At 67.7% G+C, this 18,290-nt stretch carries 20 protein-coding genes and 1 tRNA gene; 10 read left to right on the top strand and 11 right to left on the bottom strand.

Going from position 1 to position 18,290, the window contains the following annotated elements; genetic code table 11:
- Positions 1-2 precede the first annotated feature (2 nt).
- On the bottom strand, positions 3-1,559 hold the full coding sequence (gene nikA / locus OSH07_RS01665; protein WP_266336862.1) for a nickel ABC transporter substrate-binding protein: 1,557 nt from the start codon (positions 1,557-1,559) through the stop codon (positions 3-5).
- A gap of 190 nt (positions 1,560-1,749) precedes the next feature.
- On the opposite strand from nikA, the gene OSH07_RS01670 reads away from it, so the two are divergent.
- From OSH07_RS01670 to OSH07_RS01685, 4 genes are all read left to right on the top strand, one after another.
- Positions 1,750-2,142 (top strand): hypothetical protein, encoded by a 393-nt coding sequence (locus tag OSH07_RS01670; RefSeq protein ID WP_266336863.1) that lies wholly within the window; start codon positions 1,750-1,752, stop codon positions 2,140-2,142.
- 66 nt (positions 2,143-2,208) lie between these two features.
- A complete protein-coding gene (locus OSH07_RS01675) occupies positions 2,209-2,712 on the top strand; it encodes a copper chaperone PCu(A)C (protein WP_266336864.1) in 504 nt (167 codons plus the stop codon).
- On the top strand, positions 2,712-3,323 hold the full coding sequence (locus OSH07_RS01680) for an SCO family protein (RefSeq protein WP_266336865.1): 612 nt from the start codon (positions 2,712-2,714) through the stop codon (positions 3,321-3,323). Before OSH07_RS01675 ends, OSH07_RS01680 begins: the two co-directional genes overlap by 1 nt.
- 13 nt (positions 3,324-3,336) lie before the next feature.
- Positions 3,337-4,761: a PepSY-associated TM helix domain-containing protein gene (locus OSH07_RS01685; RefSeq protein WP_266336866.1), complete on the top strand. Its 1,425-nt coding sequence runs from the start codon at positions 3,337-3,339 to the stop codon at positions 4,759-4,761.
- A 208-nt stretch (positions 4,762-4,969) separates the two neighbouring features.
- Here OSH07_RS01685 and OSH07_RS01690 read toward each other — a convergent pair.
- Positions 4,970-5,045: transfer RNA gene (locus tag OSH07_RS01690), tRNA-Ala, on the bottom strand.
- Positions 5,046-5,403: 358 nt separating this feature from the next.
- Here OSH07_RS01690 and OSH07_RS01695 point away from each other — a divergent pair.
- A complete protein-coding gene (locus tag OSH07_RS01695) occupies positions 5,404-5,694 on the top strand; it encodes a YggT family protein (protein WP_266336867.1) in 291 nt (96 codons plus the stop codon).
- Complete coding sequence (locus OSH07_RS01700) at positions 5,691-6,014, top strand: DUF167 family protein (RefSeq protein WP_266336868.1); 324 nt, start codon at positions 5,691-5,693, stop codon at positions 6,012-6,014. The genes OSH07_RS01695 and OSH07_RS01700 overlap by 4 nt, the downstream gene beginning before the upstream one ends.
- 25 nt (positions 6,015-6,039) lie before the next feature.
- Here OSH07_RS01700 and OSH07_RS01705 read toward each other — a convergent pair whose 3' ends face one another.
- The 4 genes from OSH07_RS01705 to typA all read right to left on the bottom strand — a co-directional run bounded on the left by OSH07_RS01705 (position 6,040) and on the right by typA (position 9,696).
- Positions 6,040-6,525, bottom strand: coding sequence for a YqhG/Tai3 family protein (locus OSH07_RS01705; protein ID WP_266336869.1), 486 nt, complete (start codon positions 6,523-6,525; stop codon positions 6,040-6,042).
- Positions 6,526-6,529: 4 nt separating this feature from the next.
- On the bottom strand, positions 6,530-7,060 hold the full coding sequence (gene ppa / locus OSH07_RS01710) for an inorganic diphosphatase (RefSeq protein WP_266336870.1): 531 nt from the start codon (positions 7,058-7,060) through the stop codon (positions 6,530-6,532).
- A gap of 121 nt (positions 7,061-7,181) precedes the next feature.
- Positions 7,182-7,694 (bottom strand): GNAT family N-acetyltransferase, encoded by a 513-nt coding sequence (locus tag OSH07_RS01715; protein WP_266336871.1) that lies wholly within the window; start codon positions 7,692-7,694, stop codon positions 7,182-7,184.
- A gap of 181 nt (positions 7,695-7,875) precedes the next feature.
- Entirely contained in the window at positions 7,876-9,696 is a 1,821-nt protein-coding gene (gene typA, locus OSH07_RS01720) for a translational GTPase TypA (protein ID WP_266336872.1), read from the bottom strand.
- Between the two features lie 255 nt (positions 9,697-9,951).
- Here typA and OSH07_RS01725 point away from each other — a divergent pair, with 255 nt between their 5' ends.
- Entirely contained in the window at positions 9,952-10,404 is a 453-nt protein-coding gene (locus OSH07_RS01725) for a MarR family winged helix-turn-helix transcriptional regulator (protein ID WP_266336873.1), read from the top strand.
- Between the two features lie 145 nt (positions 10,405-10,549).
- Here OSH07_RS01725 and OSH07_RS01730 read toward each other — a convergent pair whose 3' ends face one another.
- The 3 genes from OSH07_RS01730 to OSH07_RS01740 are packed head-to-tail and all read right to left on the bottom strand — an operon-like array spanning position 10,550 to position 13,659.
- Positions 10,550-11,455, bottom strand: coding sequence for a phosphate/phosphite/phosphonate ABC transporter substrate-binding protein (locus tag OSH07_RS01730; protein WP_266336874.1), 906 nt, complete (start codon positions 11,453-11,455; stop codon positions 10,550-10,552).
- 9 nt (positions 11,456-11,464) lie between these two features.
- Positions 11,465-12,442 (bottom strand): adenosine deaminase, encoded by a 978-nt coding sequence (locus OSH07_RS01735; protein WP_266336875.1) that lies wholly within the window; start codon positions 12,440-12,442, stop codon positions 11,465-11,467.
- A complete protein-coding gene (locus OSH07_RS01740) occupies positions 12,442-13,659 on the bottom strand; it encodes a phosphopentomutase (protein WP_266336876.1) in 1,218 nt (405 codons plus the stop codon). Before OSH07_RS01740 ends, OSH07_RS01735 begins: the two co-directional genes overlap by 1 nt.
- Before the next feature lie 174 nt (positions 13,660-13,833).
- Between OSH07_RS01740 and upp the strand changes: the two genes are divergently transcribed.
- Both upp and moeB read left to right on the top strand, forming a co-directional pair.
- Positions 13,834-14,463: a uracil phosphoribosyltransferase gene (gene upp / locus OSH07_RS01745; protein ID WP_266337361.1), complete on the top strand. Its 630-nt coding sequence runs from the start codon at positions 13,834-13,836 to the stop codon at positions 14,461-14,463.
- A 64-nt stretch (positions 14,464-14,527) separates the two neighbouring features.
- Positions 14,528-15,292, top strand: a complete 765-nt coding sequence (gene moeB, locus OSH07_RS01750; protein WP_266336877.1) for a molybdopterin-synthase adenylyltransferase MoeB — start codon at positions 14,528-14,530, stop codon at positions 15,290-15,292.
- 98 nt (positions 15,293-15,390) lie between these two features.
- Here moeB and OSH07_RS01755 read toward each other — a convergent pair whose 3' ends face one another.
- Positions 15,391-15,564, bottom strand: coding sequence for a hypothetical protein (locus OSH07_RS01755; protein WP_266336878.1), 174 nt, complete (start codon positions 15,562-15,564; stop codon positions 15,391-15,393).
- 257 nt (positions 15,565-15,821) lie between these two features.
- Here OSH07_RS01755 and OSH07_RS01760 point away from each other — a divergent pair, with 257 nt between their 5' ends.
- The gene (locus OSH07_RS01760) at positions 15,822-16,880 is read left to right on the top strand and encodes a LacI family DNA-binding transcriptional regulator (protein ID WP_266336879.1); all 1,059 of its coding nucleotides are present in this window, start codon (positions 15,822-15,824) and stop codon (positions 16,878-16,880) included.
- Positions 16,881-17,116: 236 nt separating this feature from the next.
- Here OSH07_RS01760 and OSH07_RS01765 read toward each other — a convergent pair whose 3' ends face one another.
- The gene (locus OSH07_RS01765) at positions 17,117-18,112 is read right to left on the bottom strand and encodes a 2-hydroxyacid dehydrogenase (protein ID WP_266336880.1); all 996 of its coding nucleotides are present in this window, start codon (positions 18,110-18,112) and stop codon (positions 17,117-17,119) included.
- Positions 18,113-18,290: the final 178 nt, after the last annotated feature.

Raw genomic sequence — 18,290 nt, forward strand, 5'->3', positions numbered from 1 at the left:
GCTCAGTCCTTCGGCTTGAGGTCGGCGAAGGGATAGTCGAACGAGGTGGCGCCGAAGGTGAGATTGCCGACATTGCCGCGCGCGACCAGCATGGCGGTCGAATAGGTCAGCGGCAGGTAGACCGCCTCCTCGTGCAGCCGGGTCAGGATGTCGGTATAGAGCGCCTGGCGCCTCGTCGCGTCGGTGCTCGTCAGCGCCTGGCCGATCTCGGCGTCGATCTTCGCCTTGTCGGGGAGGCCGAGCTGGGCCTGGTAATCGGCGTGCGCCGGCACGCGCATCGCGCTGACGAAGGCGTGCGGATCATAGGGCGCGCCCCAGGTGCTGCCGAAGATCATGCCGAAATTGCCGTCCGTCTGGCGGGCATAGAACGAATTGGCCTCTTCGCCCAGCAGGGTGGCCTCGATGCCGACCTTGGCGAGATCGGCCTGCAGCACCTCCGCCACCGACTTCATCACCGCGTCGGTGCCGATATAGGCGAGATCGACCCGCAGCGTCTGCCCGTCCCTGGCGCGGAAGGCGGCGCCCGGCGCGAGCGTCCAGCCGGCCTTGTCGAGCAGGCTCGCCGCCAGCGCCGCGTCATAACCGTAGGGCTTCAGGCCGATATCGGCATAGGGGACGGTCGGCGCGAACAGCGTGTCGGCGCGGGTCTGGGTGCCGTGATAGATCGCTGCGATCAGCGTGTCCTTGTCGATGGCGTGGTTGATCGCCTGGCGCACGGCGAGCTCGCTGGTCGGCGCCTTGTTGGTGTTGAGCGCGATGGCCTGCGTGCCGAGCGGCGGCGAGATCCCCGCCTGGTAGCCCTGCGCCTTGAGGCGGGCGAAGGTGTCCGGCGTGATCGGGCCCTCGTCGCCGTAGATCAGGTCGATGTCGCCTGTCTCGAGCGCGACGGCGCGCGTGTTGCTGTCGGCGATGACCTTGACGACGACCCTGTCGTAGGCCGGCTTTTCGCCCCAGTAGCGGTCGTTGCGCTCGAACACGTCATATTCGCCGAGCCGCGTTTCGGCGAGTTTCCATGGGCCGGTTCCGATCGGCGCCTTGATGCCGCCCGGGGCGGCGAGCTGCGACGGCGCCAGGAAGCGCACGGGGCGCACGAGCGCCAGTTCCTGCAGCAGCGGGTAATACGGGTCCTTCAGCTTCAGTTCGACGGTGAAGTCGTCCAGCGCTTCGACCGACCGGAGCTGGTGGATGAGCTCCAGCCAGTCATGACTCCGGCGATTGGCCATGACGGTCTCGAGGTTGGCGACCACCGCCGCCGCGTCGAACCGCTCGCCGTTCGCGAAGGTGACGTCGTCGCGCAGCCTGAAAACATAGGTGCGGCCGTCCTCGGAGGCGGTCCAGGAGGCGGCGAGCCAGGGGACGACGCTGCCGTCCGGTCGGTATTTCACCAGCGATTCGTAGACCATGCCCTGCGCGAACATCTGGCTCGGCGCATAGCCGTGCGGATCGAGCGGCCCGACATTGGACGGCCAGGAGAAATTCAGCGTCTCCGCGACCGCGCCCGAAACAGGCGCCATGGCCGCCGCGATCCCGAGCAGCGCCCCGACCAGAATTCCGCGCATCCATCAACCCCTAAGTGATTTTCTCTGCCGGATGCGAGGCTAGGTGGTAAGCGAGTATGATGTCGAGTCAAAAAGTTCATACTCACAACCTGAAATGGCGAGGGTCCGCGGGGTGCTTTCCCGCCCGCCTGGCGATCACGGGGAGAATTGTCGCGGTGACAAAGCCCCCGCCTCATGCGATCAGCGATTCATGGACGCGTTGCGCAAGCTCATCTGGCAAGAGCTGAAGACTGCCCTTCTGGCGGTCGGCGTCGTCTATCTGCTGCTCTCGCAAGGGCTGATTTCGGCCTACGCCCAGACCGCAATGGCCGCGGCGGAGGCAGGGCCCCGCTTCATCATCTGCTCTCCGCTCGGCGGGGCGGACGCAGAGGATCCGATCAAGGCGCTGGCGCGCGACTGCTGTTCGACGCTCTGCCAGGCGGCAAGCGCCATCGGGCCGTCACTGGCTCCCTCTCCGGTCGTGTTCGCCTTCCGGGTCGATGCCCGGCCCGCGCAATGGCGCCCGGCCGGCACGGTAAGGGGCCCGCCTTCCGAAACCCGCCTGGTTCCCGAGGCCCGGGGACCGCCCTCGCTCTCCATCTGACGCCTGATTTCACGGCTCGGCGCGCATCCCGCGCGCCGGCCGCTCTCGCGCATTTGGAGAATCATCATGCGAATCTTTTCGCGTCTGCTCGCGGCCGCCATCCTGCTGGCCGCCCCTTCCGCCTTCGCCCACGAATACAAGGCCGGCGACATCGAGATCGGCCATCCCTGGACGCGGGCCACGCCGCCGGCCGCGCGGGTCGGCGGCGGCTATCTCACCTTGATCAATCACGGCCAGACCGCCGACCGCCTGCTCGGCGGTTCGTCGTCCGCTTCCGGCCGCGTCGAGGTCCACAAGATGGAAGTGGTCGATGGCGTGATGAAGATGCGGGAACTGGCCGACGGCCTGCCGATCCCGCCCGGCGAAACGGTCAAGCTCGAGCCGGGTGGCTTTCACCTGATGCTGATCGACCTGAAGGCGCCGATCCGCGAGGGCGAAAAGGTGCCGGTCACCCTCCGCTTCGAGCATGCCGGCGCGGTCGACGTCGAACTGGCTGCCGGCGCGCTCGGCTCCCCGGCGATGCAGCACGGCGCGATGGATCACGGTGCATCGCACGGGGGGGCGAACTGATGCGACCGCGGCACATAGGCCTTCTCGTCGGCGGTGCGTTCGCCATCGTCCTGACGCTGGTCGGCTTCACCGCGCTGGTGAAGTCGCGGCAGTCGACGCCCGCCGGCCAGGTCGTCACGGGGGTCGCCAGCATTGGCGGCCCCTTCACGCTGACGCGAAGCGACGGCAAGGCGGTGACCGAGCGCGACTTCCTCGGCAAGCCGACCGCCATCTTCTTCGGCTTCACCTTCTGTCCCGAGGTCTGCCCGACGACGCTCTACGAGCTCTCCGGGCTGATCAAGGAGCTCGGACCCGAGGCAGAGAAGATGAACTTCGTCTTTGTCTCGGTCGATTGGGGTCGTGACGGCCCGAAGGAGATGGCGAGCTACCTCTCCGCCTTCGACGGCCGCATCCAGGGCCTGTCGGGCACCGAGGCGGAGATCGAGACCGTCACCAAGGCCTATCGCGTCTACTACAAGCGCGTCCCCGTCGAGGGCGGAGACTACACGATCGATCACACCGCTTCCGTCTATCTCATGGACGGAAAAGGGCAATTCATCGGCACGCTCGCCTATGGCGAAGCGCGCGACACGATGCTGGAAAAGCTGAAGCGGCTGGTCGCCGGCGCCTGAGATCGAGGGAACCATGACGGATACGACAATTCCCCCGGTTCGCACCGGCGGGTCGGCGCTGGCGGCTGCGCAGTCCCCTGCCGCCAACAAGTTCTACTTCATCGCCTGGCGCTGGCACTTCTACGCCGGGCTCTACGTGATCCCGTTCCTGATCATGCTGGCGACGACCGGCCTGGTCATGCTCTGGATCTCGTGGATGGCCGGCGTCGGCGCCGAGCGCATGGCCGTCCAGCCGGGCGGGGTGGCCCTGTCCGCGAGCACGCTGCAGATGGCCGCCGAAGCGGCCATACCGGGCGGCCGCGCGATCCAGTATGTCGAGCCGCTGGCGGCCGATCGCGTCGCCGTCTTCTCGGTGGCGACCGAAGCCGGCAACACCGGCGTCGCGCTGAGCCCCTATACGGGCGAGGTGCTGCACACCTTCCCGTGGCGGGCCGGCGCCTATGACCTGGCCAACAAGATCCACGGCACGCTGCTACTGGGCGCATTCGGCGACCGGCTGATCGAGATCGCGGCCAGCCTCGGGCTCGTGATGGTGGCGAGCGGCGTCTATCTGCACTGGCCCCGGCGCGGCGCCTCCTGGCGGAACGCGCTGGTCCCGCGTCTCTCGGCGCGAGGCCGGACGTTCTGGAAGTCGCTGCATGGCGTCGTCGGCTTCTGGGTGTCGCTGATGCTGATCGTCTTCCTGATCTCCGGCCTGAGCTGGGCCGGCATCTGGGGCGAGAAGATCGTCCAGGCCTGGTCGACATTCCCGGCCGAGAAATGGGACAGCGTGCCCCTGTCCGACGACGTGCATGCGGGCATGAATCACGGCGCCGCCAAGGAGGTGCCGTGGGGGCTGGAGCAGACGCCGATGCCGGCCTCGGGTTCTCTGAAGGGCACCGCGGCGATTGAGGGGACCGTCGACATCGACAGTGTCGCGGACTTCGCTCGCAGCCTCGGCTTCGTCGGCCGCTTCCAGGTCAATCTGCCGAAGGGGGATGCCGGCGTCTGGACCATCAGCCATGACAGCATGTCGAATGACGGTCCCGATCCGGCGGCAGATCGCACCATCCATATCGACCGCTTCACCGGCAACGTCCTGGCGGATGTCCGCTATGCCGATTATTCGCCCTATGCCAAGGCGATGGCCTGGGGCATCGCGTTCCACGAGGGCGATCTCGGCGTCTGGAACTTCGTGCTGAACACGGTGTTCTGCCTGTCCGTCATCGGCGTGGCCGTTTCCGGCCTGGTGATGTGGTGGCGGCGGCGGCCGAGCGGGGCGGGAAGGCTGGCGGCGCCGCCGCGACCTGAAGATGTGCCGTTCTGGAAGGGAGCGGCGGCGCTGGTCGTCGTCCTCGGCATCGCCTTTCCGTTGGCCGGGGCAACCATCGTCGCCGTGCTCCTGCTCGACGCGACGCTCCTGCGCCTCCTGCCCGGCCTCCGGCGCGCGCTCGCCTGACCCGCGCGCGGTACTTCTCAAGACGACGCGGCGGGGCGCGAACTCCGCCGCATTCTCGGATCTCGACCGAGGCAAGGACCGCGTCAATCGTGGCGCAGCGCAGGTCGTGCAGCGAGCCGATGGCTCCGCCGATTTCATCGTCAGGAATGCGGAAAGCGAGTGCGACAGCAAGCCATCATGTTTCAGAAAGACGAATGGCTTGGAAAATTGGTGGAGCCGAGGGGAATCGAACCCCTGACCTCTGCAGTGCGATTGCAGCGCTCTCCCATCTGAGCTACGGCCCCGTCGCGTCGCGACGGGCGCCATTTAGAGGGGGGCACCGAGGGCTGTCAAGCGCTCTGCGAAGTGTGGTGTGGAAGGACGGGCGCGAAGGCCGGCCTTGCCGGCGCACGCTTCGGCCGGGGCCCGATCCGCGGGGCGGCAGGCGCTTCTTCCGTGCGGCCGGGAAGCCCGTTGGCGTTTCCCGGGCTTCGGGGCGCGCTCGCTATTCGTCGCTTGGGCCGGCCGGCGCCGTCCGGGCCGGACGCGCCCGCTCCGGCGCGGATTTGCCGGCGGCGAGAAGCGCCGCGTCCCCGGGTTGCGATGGCGACAGGCGACCGCTACATCAGGAGCGACCTGTTCCGCGTCAGATCCGGGAAACCCATGCGCGCTATCCTCGACGTCGTTATGATCGCCCTCAACCTCTATTGGTGGATCGTGATCGCCAGCGCCCTGTTCAGCTGGCTCTACGCCTTCGGCGTGGTCAATCCGCGCAACCAGGTCGTGTCGTCGATCGGCCGCTTCCTCTACCAGGCGACCGAGCCGCCGCTGCGCCGCATCCGCGCCTTCATGCCCAATCTCGGCGCGATCGACATCTCGCCCATCATCCTGCTGCTCGGCATCATCCTGATCCAGCAGGTCATCATCCGGTACATCTACCCGAACGTGTTTTGAGCGAGGCCGGTTTCTATCGCGTCGGCGACGGCCATGTCGTGGTGCAGTTGCGGCTGACGCCGAAGGCCGGCCGCGACGGGCTCGACGGAGTCGGCGAGCTCTCCGACGGCCGCAAGGTGCTGCTGGCGCGGGTGCGCGCCGTGCCGGACAAGGGCGCCGCCAACGCGGCTATCGAGGCGGTGCTGGCGAAGGCCGCCGGCGTGCCGCGTTCGGCGGTCACGATTCTCTCCGGCCATACGGCGCGGCTGAAGAGCCTGCGCATCGAGGGCGACGCGGACGCGATCGTCCGGCGGCTCGGCGGGGCGGCGGCCCCGGGCTGAGCCCGGAACCCCGCAGCTTCGATTCCTAGTGCGTATAGAGTCCGCGCAGGGACCCTTCCGGCCAGTAGATGTCGCGGATGCGCCAGCCGGTCTCAAGCCACTCCAGCCGCAGGTCGATCCGCTTCGGCTCGCCGAAGTTCAGGAAGCTGACATGGGCCTCGGCCCGGTCGGGCGTGCCGTCCTCGACGTCGATGCGGAGATCGGTGATGTCGAAATCCTGCGCGTCGACGAAGGGGTCGCCGTCGAGCTTCGGCACGTCGCCGACAGCGGCCGCCTCGTCGCGGTCGGCGAGGATCATCTCGGCCAGGCGCGGTTCGAACAGGGCGCGGATCGTCGCGGCATCGTCGAGCGGCACGCCGTCGCCGCCATTCTCGTAGCGCTCGTAGATCGAGGCGACGAAGGCTTCCGGATCGTCGGCGGCGACCGACGATCCGACAGAGGTCGAAAAGCCCGCCGCGCCGAGCGTCGCGACCAGGAAAAGCCGCGCGACGCCGCGCCGCGTGAGCGTCATCGGATCAGCCCTTCTTGGCGCGCTCGATGGCGTCGACGATCAGCTGCTGCGCCTCGTCGAGGTCGCCCCAGCCGGTGATCTCGACCCACTTGCCGTTCTCGAGATCCTTGTAGTGGCGGAAGAAGTGCTCGATCTGCTGCAGCGTGATCGCCGGCAGGTCCTTGTAGGACTTCACGGTCTCGTAGCGGCGGGTCAGCTTGGTCGACGGAACCGCCAGGATCTTCTCGTCCTCGCCGCCTTCGTCGCGCATCTTGAGCACGCCGACCGGGCGGCAGCTCATGATCGCGCCGGGGACGATGGCGCGCTGGTTGGCGACGAGCACGTCGATCGGGTCGCCGTCGCCGCAGAGCGTGTGCGGGACGAAGCCGTAGTTACCGGGATAGCGCATCGGCGTGTAGAGGAAGCGGTCGACGTAGAGCGCGCCGGCGTCCTTGTCCATCTCGTACTTGATCGGCTCGCCGCCGACCGGCACTTCGATGATGACGTTGATGTCGTGCGGGGGATTCTTGCCGATCGGAACAGCGTCGATGCGCATGGTGGTACCTCGAGTGAAAAGGGCGCTTTCCTTTACGAGGTCGCCATGCCGGCCCGCAAGTCCGAATTCGCCGCAGCGCAGCACGCCGCGGTCCCGATCCGGTCGCTGAAGGGAAGCCGGCTCAGCCGCGGGCGAAGGCGAAGGCGACCTTGGCCAGCACCGTGTCGCCGAAGCGTTCGCTGCCGCGGGCGACCTTGCGGCCGCCGGCATTCTTGTAGAAGCGGCAGGCGCCCTCGTTCTCGGCCAGCGCCCAGACGACGGCGGAATCGAAGCCGTGCCGCAGCAGTTCGCGCCGCGCCGCGAGGAACAGGCGGGTGCCGAGGCCGACGCCCTGATATTCCGGCCGCATGTAGATTTCGTAGATTTCGCCGCGCTGGACGAGGTTGCGCGCCCGGTTGGGGCCGAAGGTGGCATAGCCGGCGACCGTGCCGCCCACGTCGATGACGACGATGCCGGTGCCCCGCCGGATCGCCCGGCTCCACCACGCAGGACCGCGCCGCGTGATCATCCGGCCGAGTTCCCGAGCCGGGATCAACCCATCATACGCCTGACGCCAAGCGCTGTCGTGAACCGCGGTGATTGCTTCCGCGTCACTGGCTTCTGCGCGACGGACACCGATCGACAGAGTGCTCATGTCGATCAAGATATGTCCGAGTTTCGCATCGGGGAAGAGGGATTTTGGGATTGATGAGCGCGTTCGCCAAGCCGTGACGCCGGTGTCACCGGAACGACGCATGAAACGAAGACGGCGCCGCGAGGGCGCCGTCCGGAATATTGGATCCGCCGGGCGGATGGGCCCGGATCAGGCCGTTGAATCAGGCCGTCTTGCTGGAGCGGTCGGCGCGCTTGCGCTCGATCGGGTCGAGCATCGCCTTGCGCAGGCGGATCGACTTCGGCGTGACCTCGACCAGCTCGTCGTCCGAGATCCACGAAAGCGAGCGCTCGAGCGTCATGCGGATCGGCGGGGTGAGGCGGACCGCCTCGTCCTTGCCGGCGGCGCGGACGTTCGACAGCTTCTTGCCCTTCAGGACGTTCACTTCGAGATCGTTGTCGCGGGTGTGCTCGCCGACGATCATGCCGCCATAGACCTTCCAGCCGGGCTCGATCATCATCGGGCCGCGATCCTCGAGGTTCCACAGCGCGAAGGCGACGGCCTCGCCCTGGTCGGTCGAGATCAGCACGCCGTTGCGGCGGCCGGGGATCTCGCCCTTGTGCGGGGCATAGGCGTGGAACAGGCGGTTCATGATCGCCGTGCCGCGCGTGTCGGTCAGAAGCTCGCCCTGGTAGCCGATCAGGCCGCGGGTCGGCGCGTGGAAGACGAGGCGCTGGCGGTCGCCGCCGGACGAGCGCAGCTCGACCAGGTCGGCCTTGCGCTCGGACATCTTCTGCACGACGACGCCGGAATGCTCCTCGTCGACGTCGATGATGACTTCCTCGATCGGCTCCAGCGTCTGGCCCGAAACGTCCTTCTGGAACACGACGCGCGGACGCGACACGGCCAGCTCGTAGCCTTCGCGGCGCATGTTCTCGATCAGGATGGCGAGCAGGAGCTCGCCGCGGCCGGACACGATGAACGAGTCCTTCTCGGACGATTCCTCGATCTTCAGCGCGACATTGCCTTCCGCTTCCTTCAGCAGGCGGTCGCGGATCATGCGGCTGGTGACCTTGTCGCCCTCGGTGCCGGCGAGCGGGCTGTCATTGACCATGAAGGTCATCGACACGGTCGGCGGATCGATCGGCTGCGCCTTGATCGGCTCGGTGACGGCCGGGTCGACGAAGGTGTCGGCGACGGTGCCCTTGGTCATGCCGGCGATCGCGACGATGTCGCCCGCCACGCCTTCCTCGATCGGCTGCCGCTCGATGCCGCGGAAAGCCATGATCTTGGAGACGCGGAACGACTCGACGGTCGAGCCGTCCTGCGACAGCACCTTGAGCATCTGGTTCGGCTTGACGTTGCCGGAGGTGATGCGGCCGGTGATCAGGCGACCGAGATAGGGATTGGATTCGAGCAGCGTTCCGATCATGCGGAACGGGCCTTCCTCGACGCGGGGCTCCGGCACGTGCTTCAGCACGAGCTCGAACAGCGGCGCCATGCCCTCCTCATGCGAGCCGTCGGGCGACAGCGACATCCAGCCGTTCTTGCCGGAACCGTAGAGGATCGGGAAGTCGAGCTGCTCGTCGGTGGCGTCGAGGGCGGCGAACAGGTCGAACACCTCGTTGACGACTTCCTGGACGCGGGCGTCGGCCTTGTCGACCTTGTTGATCGCGACGATCGGGCGAAGGCCGAGCTTCAGCGCCTTGCCGACGACGAACTTGGTCTGCGGCATCGGGCCTTCGGCGGCGTCGACCAGCACGATCACGCCGTCGACCATGTTCAGGATGCGCTCGACCTCGCCGCCGAAATCGGCGTGGCCGGGGGTGTCGACGATGTTGATGCGGGCATCGTGCCAGGTGATCGAGGTCGCCTTGGCGAGGATGGTGATACCGCGCTCCTTTTCGATGTCGTTCGAATCCATGACGCGCTCGGCGACGCGCTGGTTGTCACGGAAGGAGCCGGACTGCTGCAGCAGCTTGTCCACGAGGGTTGTCTTGCCATGATCGACGTGCGCGATGATGGCGATATTGCGAAGGGTCATGTGCGAATCCGAAAAGGCACGGCGGCGTCGGACAGGTGCCTCGAGACGGCCGGCAGATTTTGCGGCGCAAAATGATCGAAAAGGCCGTAAAACGCAACCTCCCTTGCGGGGGTTGTGATGACGCTACGGAAGGCTCGGCTTGTGACGTAACGTAAGTTTGACCAGCGGATCGCGCTTTCCCCAGCGTCGCGTTGACTTTTCCGGCCATCGCGATTTATAATATGGAATTCTTATTATACGCTGGAGAGTCAACTTTTGGCAGCCACGACCGAAGATCCGCTTGGTCTCGTCCTCGTCGATGTCGCGCGATTGCTGCGTCGGCGCTTTGAGAAGGCGTTGGAAAACGCCGGGCTCGGTTTGACGGTCGCCGAGGCGCGAACCCTGGCCTTCGTGAGCCGTCATCCCGGCCTTCGCCAGTCGACCCTTGCCGAGGAGCTCTGCGTCGAGCCGATGACGCTCGTCGGCTTCCTCGACCGGCTCGAGGCGGCGACGCTGGTGGAGCGGATCCAGGATCCGGCCGACCGCCGTGCCAAGTTGATCCGGCTGACGCCGAACGCCGCCGGCGTCGTGCGGCGCATCCGCGCCGTCGGCAAGACGGTGCGCGAGGATGCCGAGCGCGGCATCGACCCGGCCGTCATCGAGACGATGCGCCTGGCGCTCCTGAAGATGCAGGACAACATCCTCGCCAGCGACGACGTGCTCGTCTGATCCACTGGGCGCAGCGATGCGCCCGGCCACCCGAGCCTGATCCAGTTGAAGCCCGTGCCGATTTCGATCGACGCGGGCTTTTTCGTTTGGGGGGGCGTGCCGGCGCTGGCGTGCTCGGCGCCGAGTTGCTGCACGCGAAGAGGGCCTAGTCGCGGCGGCGGGGCAGGTTCAGCGTCTCGGCCAACTGGCGATAGAGCGCGGGATCGGCGGCGACGAAGCCGCCGGGCAGGCCGCGCTCGATCGCGTCATAGGCCTCGGGCTGGACATTGCGCATTTCCGTCAGCGCCTGCAGCAGGCTCGACTTCGCCATCTCCGGCAGGTCCTTGCGGACGACATGCGGCCCGAAAGGGATCAGATCCGACTGCCAGACGATCTTGAGCGTGGAGGGCGAGAGCACGCCGTCGCCGGCGAGCTGGCCGAACGGGCCGGAACCGATCGAGGGGCTCAGCGGATCGGACGCCATCGACCATGCCGTGGCGAGGTCGACTTCGCCGGCGGCAAGGGCGGCGAGCGCCGCGGCGCTGTCGGGTGTCTCGACGATGCGCAGGAAATAGCTGGCGGGATCGATGCCTTCCTTCGCCATCCCCGCATAGGCGGCGCGGCGGCCGGAGAGCGAATCCTTGCCGCCGACGGCAAGCCGCATGTTGCGCGCCTCGGCGAGGGTGGAAACCGGGCCGTCTGTGCGCGCCACCAGCAACGCGCGGAAACCGCGCAGATGGTCGGCCGAGGTCGGCTGTACCAGCGGCTCGACGCAATCGCAGCGCCGGTCGAGCGTGATATAGGCCAGCGAGGACAGCACGGCATATTGCACGCGGCCGGTCGCCTGAGCCTCCATCAGCGCTTCATAGCTTCTGGCCGGGAACAGCTCGACCGGAACGGCGAGCGCGTATTGCAGCTGCCAGCGGAATTTCTCCAGCCGCGCTACCTCGTAGTTCGGATTGTCGCCGGCGATGAAGCCGACCCGCAGCGTGCCGACGTCGTCGCGCCAGCTGGCGAAGGCCGGCGCGGTCAAGGTCAGCAGCAGGGCGATCCAGGCGAGGGCGCGGCGCATGTCTTCTCCTCAGGCGGGCAGGCGGGCGAGCAGGCGGCTCCGCGTCGGCTCGTCGACGAAGGCAGCCTCGATCGAGGTGCGGGTCGCCTGCTCGAGCGCGGCGTCGGACAGGCCGAGATCGCGCGACAGCCAGCCATATTCGGCCCCGATCGAAGAACGGAAATAGGGCGGATCGTCGGAGCTGACAGTGACGCGGGCGCCCGCGTCCTGCAGGCGGCGATAGGGGTGGTCGGCGATCGCCGGATAGAGGCCGAGCGCGACGTTGGAGCCGGGGCAGAGCTCCAGCACGATGCCTTCCTCGACGATGCGGCGCACGAGGTCGGCGTCCTCGATGGCGCGCACGCCATGGCCGATCCGCGTGACGCCGAGATGGTCGAGCGCGGCGCGCACGCTCTCCGGGCCGCCGAATTCGCCGGCATGCACGGTGAGCCCGAGTCCGGCCTCGCCGGCGATGCGGAAGGCGTCGGCGAAGTCCCTGGGGTGGTGCATGCGTTCGTCGCCGGCGACGCCGAAGCCGGTGACCAGCGGATGCGGCTCGTTCGCCACCGTCTCGGCGGCGACGAGGATGCGGTCCGGGCCGTAATGGCGCACGCCGGTGGCGATCATCCGCCCGACGATGCCGGTCGCAGCTTCCGCATCGCGAATGCCCTGCGCCAGGCCCTCTACATAGTCGCGATAGGAAAGGCCGGAGGCGAGCGCGTGGTCGGACGAGATGAACACCTCGCCATAGATCGCGCCTTCGGCGGCGAGGCTGGAGAAATAGGTGAAGGTGAGGTCGCGATAGTCCTCCGGCGTGCGGAAGACGGCGGCGGCGCGGTCATAGGCGTTCAGGAACGAGGTGAAGTCGTGCCAGGCGAAGGCGCCCTGCTCGTCGAACAGGCCGGTCAGGTCGACGCCGTGGCGGGCGCCGACATGGCGCACCAGTTCCGGCGACGCCGCACCCTCGACGTGGCAATGCAGCTCGGCCTTGAGAAGTTGGGCAACCATCAGAGAAAACTCCGTCCATGTCGTCCGGGCGCGAGCCCGAGATGCGCCGCGACCGTCTCGCCGATATCGGCGTAGCTGGCGCGCGCGCCGATGTCTTTTCCCGGTAGTCCGGGGCCGAAGGCGAGGATCGGCACCTGCTCGCGGGTGTGGTCCGTGCCGCGCCAGGTCGGGTCGCAGCCATGATCGGCGGTGATGACGACGAGATCGCCGGGCCTGAGCGCCGCCTCGATCTCCGGCAGGCGGGCGTCGAACGCCTCTAGCGCCGCCGCATAGCCGGGAACGTCGCGGCGATGGCCATAGAGCATGTCGAAATCGACCAGGTTCGAGAAGACGAGGTCGCCGTCCGCCGCGTCCCGGATCGCCGCCAGCGTCGCGTCGGTCAGTGCCTTGTTGCCGGCCGCCTTGTAGAGCCTGCCGATGCCCTGGTGGGCGAAGATGTCACCGATCTTGCCGATGGCGCGGGTGGTGTGGCCTGCGGCTATGACCCGGTCGAGCAGGGTCGGCTCGGGCGGCGGCACGGCATAATCGCGCCGGTTGCCGGTGCGCTCGAAGGTCTCCGCCGTCTCGCCGATGAAGGGCCGGGCGATGACGCGGCCGATCCGGTAGGGGTCGACCAGGCGGCGCACCGTCTCGCAGAGGGCGTAAAGCCGGTCGAGGCCGAAATGGGTCTCGTGCGCGGCGATCTGGAAGACCGAATCGGCCGAGGTGTAGGCGATCGGCTTGCCGGTGCGGATGTGTTCCTCGCCGAGCTCGGCCAGGATCGTCGTGCCGGAAGCGTGCTTGTTGCCCAGGAGTCCGGGCAGGCCCGTCTCGTGCAGGATCGCCTCGGTCAGCTCGGCCGGGAAGCAGGGCTCGGTCTCGGGGAAATAGCCCCAGTCGAACGGCACCGGCACGGCGGCGATCTCCCAATGGCCGGACGGCGTGTCCTTGCCGTTCGAGACTTCCGCCGCACGGCCGAAGATCGCCGTCGGCGCCGGCTCGGGCAGGCCGGCCGGCCAGATGCCGCTGGCGCCGGCCGCCGCCGCGCCGAGGCCGAGGCGACCGAGATTCGGCAACGCCAGCGGCCCGGCGCGCAGGCCGGCGCGGTCGCCGCGCCCGGCGGCGCAGGCTTCCGCGATATGGCCGAGCGTATCCGCGCCGGCGTCGCCATAGGCTTCGGCGTCGGGAGCACCGCCGATACCGACGGAATCGAGAACAATCAGAATGGCGCGCGGCATGAAGGGACAACCTGAGCGATCGGGCCGACAAGATAGGCCAGGCTTGGCCACGGTCACAAGCGGGGCGATCCGTGGGGACAATCGGCGGCTGCCGGCGAGCTGACGCAGCGGCGCGGTTTCCAGCGCCGGGCTGGCAGGCTACGGTAGGCGCAACCAAGACAAGCGAGGCCAATGATGAACGGCGTGACGGTGATCAACCACCCCCTGGTGCAGCACAAGCTCACCATCATGCGCGACAAGCACACTTCGACCGCCGGCTTCCGCCGGCTCCTTCGCGAGATCTCGACGCTGCTCTGCTACGAGGTGACGCGCGACCTCGAGATGACGACGACGACGATCGAGACGCCGATCACCGAGATGGAAGCGCCGACGCTGGCCGGCAAGAAGCTGGTGTTCGCCTCGGTGCTGCGCGCCGGCAACGGCCTGCTCGAGGGCATGCTCGACCTGGTGCCGGCGGCGCGCGTCGCCCATATCGGCCTCTATCGCGATCCGAAGACGCTGCAGGCGGTCGAATATTACTTCAAGGCGCCGGACAGCCTCGACGAGCGGCTGACCATCGTCGTCGACCCGATGCTGGCGACCGCCAATTCGGCGATCGCCGCGGTCGAGCGGCTGAAGGAGCGCGGCGCCAAGGATATCCGCTTCCTCTGCCTGCTGGCGGCGCCGGAAGGCATCGCCAACTTCCAGGGCGCTCATCCCGACGTGCCGATCTTCACCGCCTCGATCGACAAGCAGCTGAACGAGAAGGGCTATATCGTTCCGGGCCTCGGCGACGCCGGCGACCGGATGTACGGCACCAAGTAAGGACCCAAGCGTCGGAGGCCGGGCTTCGGTCCGGCCTCCGCGCTGCCGGTTTCGGACAACGGACATGGCGTTCTCCGCCGACGAGATCGAGCGTTATTCGCGCCATCTTCTGCTCGCCGAGGTCGGTGGCCCCGGCCAGCAGAAGCTTGCCGCCGCGCGGGTGCTGGTGCTGGGGGCCGGGGGGCTCGGCGCGCCGCTGATCCAGTACCTGGCCGCCGCCGGCGTCGGCACGATCGGCGTCGTCGACGACGACCGCGTCGCGCTCTCCAACCTGCAGCGCCAGGTCATCCATGACACGGCGGCGGTCGGCGCCCTCAAGGTCGAGAGTGCCCGCGCCGCCGTGCATCGGCTGAACCCGCATGTCGCCGTCGAGGCGCATGCGCTGCGGCTCACGGCCGAAAACGCCGATGCGCTGCTTGCCGCCTATGACGTCGTCGCCGACGGCACCGACAATTTCGAGACGCGCTATCTCGCCGCCGACCGATGCGCTGCGCTGGAGCGGCCGCTGGTGACGGCGGCGGTCGGACGCTTCGACGGCTCGCTGACGACGCTTTTGCCCTGGACGGTCGATGCCGAGGGCGCGCAGAACCCCAGCTATCGCGACCTGTTTCCGGCGCCGCCGCCGCCCGGCCTTGTGCCGAGCTGCGCGGAGGCCGGCATTCTCGGCGCGCTGACGGGGATCCTGGGCAGCCTGCAGGCGGCGGAGGTGCTGAAGCTTGTCCTCGGCATCGGCGAGCCGCTGGTCGGGCGGCTGCTGCTGGTCGACGCGCTCTCCATGCGCTTCGAGACCATCCGCTACAGGCGCAAGGCGCGCCCGGCGGAATCCTAGAGCGTTTCCGAGCGAAGTGGATACCGGTTCGCGTGAAGAAAACGCGACCAAACAAAGAGCTAGAACCATTCCGTGTTTCCATGAAACACGGAATGGTTCTAGCGCGCGAGGCCGAACAGGCCGAGCAGAGCGAGGAAGGGCACGGCGGGATGGCGCGCGCCGCGCAGGCCATCCTGTGGCGGCGTCCGCGTGTCGCGGGTTTCGGCCGGCGGCAGCTCGCGCTCGAACCGGTCCTGATACAGGCTCTTGTACAGATAGCTGGCGGGAATCATGGCTTCCGCTCCCGTGTGGGCTGGAATGAATCGATTCAATTTCGACGCGGATGCGTCCGATTGAACCGGTTCAAATCTAGGTACGCTCGCGGGGCTGGTCAAGCGGAAATTGAACCGATACAAGAAGACGTGAACAGACAGTATCGCCGGGAGAGGCGGGCGCGACGACGGGTGCGGCGCGCGAAGCCGGGCGTTATGGTAGGGAGAGACGGCAGGCAGGCGCCCCGGCGCAGAGATGGAGCGGGCAAGAGACCGGCATGAATCGCGTGATCAAGCTTTCGGATGTGGCCAAGGCCGCCGGCGTGTCGCAGGGCACCGCCTCGAATGCGTTCAATCGTCCGGAAATCGTCCGGCCGGAAGTGCGTGAGAAGGTCGAGGCGGCGGCGCGCGAACTCGGTTATGCCGGGCCGGATCCGAAGGGCCGCTTGCTGCGCGCCGGCAAGGTCAACGCCATCGGCGTCGCCACCACCGAGACGCTCGACTATTTCTTCGCCGATCCCTATGCCCGCGCCGTGATGGCCTCGATCTCCGCCGCCTGCGACGAGCGCGGCGCCGGCATATCGCTGATCTCCGCCGCCAATGACGAAAAGCTGTCGTGGAACATCCAGAGCGCGATCGTCGACGGTTTCGTCCTTTTCTGCATCGAGGGTGGCGAGCGACTGGTCGAGCTGTCACGCGAGCGCCGGCTGCCTTTCGTCGCCTTGCAGCTCGACGCCTCGGACGAGACGATCTCGGTGATCGGCGTGGATGATTTCGAAGGCGCCCGCACCGCCGCCCGCCATATCGGCGCGCTCGGCCATCGCGACGTCGCCGTCGTGTCGCTGGAGCTGGTCGACGATCGCATCGGTCCTGTCGCGCCGGGCGAGGTCGAGGCCGCGTTCTATTCCGGCACGCGAAACCGCATCCAGGGCTATCTCGCCGGCCTGGCCGAGTTCGGCGTCGATCCGGTGGCGGTCCCCGTCTTCGAGACGCAGAACAATGCGCGGACGGTCGGCGCGGCGCTGGAGCATTTCTATGCCGAGGGGCGCCGGCCGACGGCGCTGCTGTGCATGTCCGACCGGTCGGCGCTGATTGCGCTCGACTGGCTGCGCCAGCGCGGCCTTTCCGTGCCGGGCGACGTCTCGGTCATCGGCTTCGACGGCGTCGCGGAAGGCGAGGTATCGGAGCCGCCGCTCACCACCGTGGCGCAGCCGATCGACGTGATGGGCCGTATGGCGGCCGAGATGATCCTGGACGGCATCGACAGCCCGCGCCGCGAGCGCTTCGAGGTCGAACTGCTGGTCCGTCAGTCGACGGCAGCGCCGAGGACCGGGTAGGGCGGTCCGATCGGGTCAGACAAGAAGACGTTCGCGACGTCTTCCCGAGCTCGCCCATCATCCTTCGAGGCTTCGCTCACGAAGCACTTCAGGATGATGGCGGAGTGGGTCGCGTGATGTGGTGGCTCGGAGCCGGCCTCAACCCCTCGCCGGAGCTTCGCTCCGACCTCTCCCCATTGGAGAGGTGAGGTCATTCCGAAAATCCGAATCCGGCTTAGCTCCGGCGCTTAGCCGACTCAGAGCATCGACGGCAGCACGCGGTCCGGCGGCTTGTGGCCGTCGAAATAGGCGCGGATGTTGATCAGCACCTTCTCGCCCATGGCGATGCGGCCCTCGATCGTCGCGGAGCCCATATGCGGCAGCAGCACCGCCTTGCCCTTGGCGGCGAGGCGCAGCAGCTTCGGGTTCACCGCCGGCTCGTGCTCGAACACGTCGAGGCCGGCGCCGGCGATGGCGCCCGTCTCGAGCAGCTTCGCCAGCGCGCTTTCGTCGATGACGTCGCCGCGCGAGGTGTTGACCACATAGGCCTCGGGCCGGAGCAGCTTCAGCCGACGTTCCGACAGCAGGTGGAACGTGCCGGGCGTGCGTGGGCAATTCACCGAGATGATGTCCATCCGCGCCAGCATCTGGTCGAGGCTGTCCCAATAGGTCGCCTCCAGCCCTTCCTCGATCTCCGCCGGCAGGCGGTGGCGGTTGTGGTAGTGGATCGACAGGCCGAAGGCCTTGGCGCGGCGGGCGACGGCCTGGCCGATCCGACCCATGCCGACGATGCCGAGCCGCTTGCCCGACATGCGCCGGCCGAGCATCCAGGTCGGCGACCAGCCGGCCCAGTCGTGGTCCGGCCGCAGCACATGCGCGCCCTCGACCAGCCGGCGCGGCACCGCGAGGATGAGCGCCATCGTCATGTCGGCGGTGTCCTCGGTCAGCACGCCCGGCGTGTTGGTGACGGTGATGCCGCGCGCCAAGGCCTTCTCGACGTCGATATGGTCGAAGCCGTTCGAGAAGCTGGCGATCAGCTTCAGCTGCTCGCCCGCCTCGGCGAGGATGGCGCCGTCGATGCGGTCGGTGACGGTCGGCACCAGCACGTCGGCCACTTTCACCGCCTCGATCAGCTCAGCCGGCGACATCGGCCGGTCGTCGATGTTGAGCTCAGTGTCGAACAGTTCGCGCATGCGCGCCTCGACCGCGTCGGGCAGCCGGCGCGTGACGATGACCAGCGGCTTCTTCTTCATCGCGGCCTCCCCGTTGAGAGCTCCTTAACCATGGAGCGTCAGACTATGCGCGTCGGCTGGTGTACCCCGTCGCTGCGTATCGCGATCCCTTACCAGACAGCCCGACGATCACAACCGTATCGGTGGTCGGGCTTTCGGGAAAGCACTTCCGGTCGCAGCAACGGGCGGTAAAGAGGGG

This window comes from Kaistia nematophila (genome assembly GCF_026343855.1).
GTDB classification, from domain to species: domain Bacteria; phylum Pseudomonadota; class Alphaproteobacteria; order Rhizobiales; family Kaistiaceae; genus Kaistia; species Kaistia nematophila.